Below are 2,803 nucleotides of genomic sequence, written 5' to 3'. Positions count from 1 at the left end.
GAGGTCGGGGGCGCCGGCCGCTAACGCGCCGCGCGCGCAGAGCAAGGCGGCGCCGGCGGGCGACGACTGGGAGGAATTCTAAACGTGTCGGCGCCCGCGCCTGCCCCGTATGCGGATGGCCGCCTGCACGCGCGGCCCGACCTGCTGCGGCAAATCGCCCACCAGCGCCAGCCGGCGCTGGACGCCGGCACGCACCAGCTCTCGTTCGCCGACGGCCGCAAGGCGGTGCTGCACGTGCCGCCGCACCTGGACTCGGGCGCCGGCGCCGAAGGACGGCCGCTGCATCTGCTGGTGCTGCTGCACGGCGCCGGCGGCCAGCATGGCGGCGGCGATCACATCGCGCTGGCGCATGCGATCCGCCACGGCGCGCTGCTGCTGATTCCCGACGCGCTGTCGACCAGCTGGGACTTGCTGCGCGGCGGCTACGGCCCCGACCTCGCCTTCCTCGACCGCGCGCTGCTGTGGACCATGCAGCGCTACGAGGTGGACGAACAGGCGATGGCGATCGCCGGCTTTTCCGACGGCGCTTCCTACGCGCTGTCGGTGGGCCTGATGAACGGCCATCTGTTCAGCGACATCCTGGCGTTCTCGCCCGGCTTCATGGCGCCGTTGCGGCGTGAAGGCCGGCCGCGCATCTTCGTCGGCCACGGCAAGGACGACCAGGTGCTGGCGGTGCAGCGCGGCCAGGAGATCGCCGCCCGCCTGACCAGCGAAGGCTACGCAGTCCAGTACGAGGAATTCGACGGCGCCCACATCGTCTCGCCGCCGGTGGCGCGCGCCGCCCTTCTGCGGCTGGAAACCACCTAGGGGGCCAGACTCAGGCGATTGCGCCCCTCCGACTTGGCCACATACAGCGCCTTGTCGGCCGCCTCCACCAGCATGCCGGCCAGGTGCACGCCGCGCTGCGGCGCAATGGTGGCGATGCCGGCGCTCAAGGTCACCACGCCGAACGGACTGCCATTGTGCGGCATCTGCAACTGCTCCACCGCCTGGCGGATGCGCTCCGCCACCGCCTGCGCGCCATGCAGGTCTGTATTCGGCAACAGGATGCCGACCTCCTCGCCGCCGTAGCGCGCCGTCAGGTCGCCGGGCCGCTTCGGCGTCAGCGCGCGGATCAGCTTGCTCACGGCGCGCAGCACCTCGTCGCCGGCGCTGTGGCCGTACAGGTCGTTGTACTGCTTGAAGTAGTCGACATCGATCATGATGAAGGCCAGCGTGTCCTGGTGCCGCATGGCGCGGCTGAACTCGTTGCCCAGCGTGACGTCGAACTGGCGCCGGTTGGCCAGCCCGGTCAGGCCGTCCTGCATGGCCTGGCGCTCCAGCGTGCGGTTGGCGCTCTCCAGCGCGTCGCGCGCCTGGCGCAGCTCGGCCTCGGCCTGCGCGCGCAGCTTGATCTGGTCCACCAGCCGCTTGCCGAAAAAGCCCAGCAGCGCCGCCAGCACCACCACCCCGGCGGAACTGGTGAAGGTGTCGCGCCGCCAACGCTCCAGCATTTCCTCGCGCGACAGCGCCGCCGTCACGAACAGCGGATAGTGTTCCAGCGGGCGGAAGCTGTTGAGCCGCACCGCGTTGTCGTGGAAGGAGTGGAAGAAGGCGCTGCCGGTGCGCGCCGCGCCGCGCTGCTGCGCGTAGTGGCGGAACAGTTCGCTGTCGCGCATGCTGCTGCCGACGCGCGAACTGTCGAACGGCTGGCGCAGCAACAGCACGCCGTCGTCCGACAGCAGCGCCACCGCGCCGCGCGCGCCGACGTCGAAACTCTGGTAGAAGCGGCGGAAGTAATCGATGTCCAGCGTCGCCAGCACCACGCCGCCGAAGCTGCCGTCCGGCTTGTTCAGGCGGCGCGACACCGGCATGATCCACCTGCCGCTGGAACGGCTGATGACCGGATGGCCGACGTGCGGCCCGCGCTCGGGATGCGTGCGGTGGTGGATGAAGTATTCGCGGTCGGCGTTGTTGTAGGCCTGGCCCGGCGTGCCGCGCGAGTTGACGATCCAGCGGCCCTGCTCGTCGTAGACAAACAGCCCGACCAGCTGCGGCAGGTTGATCACCTGCGTCTGCATCTGCCGCTGCACCCGCGCCAGCGCGCGCGCGCCAGTGCCGTCGGTCTCGATGCGCTCGACCACGTCGGCCAGCGCGGTGTCGGCCGCCTTGATGGTGTCGTCGGCCTGCTGCGCCATGGCGCGCGCCAGGTTGGCGCCGAGCCGTTCCATCTCCGCCAGCTGCTCGCTGCGCGCGTTCAGGCTGCGCCAGACATCGACGCCGACCAGCGACAGGCACACCACGCCGACAAACACGGTGGCCCAGAAAGTGATGGAAAGGCGCTTGAACATGGGGGACACCCAGGTATTGCTCGTACTGCTCTTATACAACAAATCGGCGCGCTATGCAGCCAGCATCGGCTGCAAACGCTGCCATGCCAGTTCCGGCGCCAGCTTGACCATGCAGTCGTGGTGCCCCAGCGGGCACTCGCGCTGCTTGCACGGCGAACAGTCGAGGCGCAGCGAAATCGAGGCGGCCAGGTCGGAGAACGGCGGCGCGTGGTCGGGATCGGTGGGACCGTACAGCGCCAGCACCGGCCGGTTCAGCGCCGAGGCGATGTGCAGCAGGCCCGAATCGTTGGCCACCACCGCCGCCGCGCGCGCGATCAGGGCGATCGCCTCGGCCAGGCTGGTGGCGCCGGCCAGGTTGAACACCGCGCCGGCCGGCAACCCGGCCGCCACCTCGGCGCAGGCGTCCCGGTCTTTCGGCGAGCCGAGCAGCGCGATCTGGGTCGACGGGTCGCGCGCCAGCACGGCCTGGGCCA

At 70.5% G+C, this 2,803-nt stretch carries 3 protein-coding genes; 1 reads left to right on the top strand and 2 read right to left on the bottom strand.

Features of this window, described 5'->3' with window-relative positions; all coding sequences use genetic code 11:
• The first annotated feature begins 84 nt into the window (after positions 1–84).
• Positions 85–807, top strand: a complete 723-nt coding sequence (locus GJ695_RS29285) for an alpha/beta hydrolase (RefSeq protein ID WP_166455367.1) — start codon at positions 85–87, stop codon at positions 805–807.
• Here the strand turns inward: GJ695_RS29285 and GJ695_RS29280 are convergent.
• Positions 804–2,330, bottom strand: a complete 1,527-nt coding sequence (locus GJ695_RS29280) for a GGDEF domain-containing protein (protein ID WP_154370599.1) — start codon at positions 2,328–2,330, stop codon at positions 804–806. The genes GJ695_RS29285 and GJ695_RS29280 overlap by 4 nt on opposite strands.
• Before the next feature lie 51 nt (positions 2,331–2,381).
• Positions 2,382–2,803: lipopolysaccharide heptosyltransferase II (waaF, locus tag GJ695_RS29275; protein ID WP_154370598.1), on the bottom strand; the 422-nt coding region annotated here is incomplete at its 5' end.

The organism is Duganella alba (assembly GCF_009674495.1).
Taxonomy (GTDB): domain Bacteria; phylum Pseudomonadota; class Gammaproteobacteria; order Burkholderiales; family Burkholderiaceae_D; genus Rugamonas; species Rugamonas alba.
This window is presented reverse-complemented; position numbering and strand designations above follow the sequence as displayed.

What these genes read in the sequence shown, in the direction of transcription:
- GJ695_RS29280 (WP_154370599.1), bottom strand. Translation starts at nt 2,330, where the DNA reads ATGTTCAAGCGCCTTTCCATCACTTTCTGGGCCACCGTGTTTGTCGGC.